Source organism: Ruegeria sp. AL12 (assembly GCF_056540885.1).
Map to the genome: position 1 here is coordinate 1 of NZ_JBQFXN010000070.1, position 1,044 is coordinate 1,044.

Below are 1,044 nucleotides of genomic sequence, written 5' to 3' on the forward strand. Positions count from 1 at the left end.
GTAGATAGTGGTGCGGCCTCGGCCACCGAGTTTTTCTTGCAGGTCGCGGAAGGTGAGATAACGCATTTTGGTGCTCCATCTTGATTGATGGAGCAAAAATACAAACCCTGTAATTGATTGAAAAAATGCCTATCCAATTTTTTTTGTGCGGCGATCTGGTATTAGCTTTTGGGTTCTTTGGCGCGTCGCTTCGCGTAGTGAAAGCCTGCCTCCGCAACGCGTCGCCAGTGAATTTCATGGCCAAAGTATTGAAGCAGGAAGCAGACAGTTCTGCTGTACCGGGTAGATGGTTCACCTAAATAAGACTGCCCGAATGTGACTGGTTCACCAACCACTGTGAACACTTCAGCAATTTGCTCCGCCAATAAAATTGCCATTGGGTCTCTTCCACCAGTAGGAGCCAAGGCCTTTTGCGATTTCTTCAGTTCTGCGATGGAGTCATCCACTTCCTTCGCCAGTGTAGACAGTTTCTCATGCCAAAGTTCTACAGATGACTCTTTTCTGAGTAAGTTCATAGAAAGGGTAATGGAAATGCCGCCGCGCATGTCGTCGATGTTCTGACTTGCTCTAGCCAAATTCCTTGACACAACATTGAGCTTTTCAACGTCACCTTTGATGTTCTTGTGTTGTTGACCTGAAGGCCTGATGCGAACCCGAAAAAGAAAGCCGAATAGAATTGCCCATGCAACAGCCTCATTTCCGAATTCCGCTTTCAAGAACTTCCAAACTTCATCTGAAAGAAAATTTGGCACTGGGCCGTTCACGATGATTCCAGATTTGTTTTAGGGGCGTCAGCTGCTGCTTCAGCCGCCAAATATTCAGACCATTTTTTTAATAGCAACCACCGCTGCTCTAGAAAATCCGTCCGGCGATAGCTGCGTTCAACCGCGCTACCTGTCACATGACCAAGCGCGGTTTCAGCTACGTCGTACGTCGTGTTTGTTGTTTCTGCTACCCAAACGCGGAAGCTGGATCGAAACCCGTGCGGACGCTCCACCATGCCGCGCCGCTCCATAAGCTTGCTCATGGTCATGTCCGATATCA

The 1,044-nt window shown here is 48.4% G+C and carries 1 protein-coding gene and 1 pseudogene; both read right to left on the bottom strand.

The window, feature by feature from the left end; genetic code table 11:
- Window positions 1-161: 161 nt before the first annotated feature.
- A complete protein-coding gene (locus ACR0C6_RS21395) occupies window positions 162-764 on the bottom strand; it encodes a hypothetical protein (RefSeq protein ID WP_480621124.1) in 603 nt (200 codons plus the stop codon).
- Window positions 761-1,044: pseudogene (locus ACR0C6_RS21400) on the bottom strand (integrase); the annotation flags it as partial. The gene ACR0C6_RS21395 and the pseudogene ACR0C6_RS21400, both read right to left, overlap by 4 nt.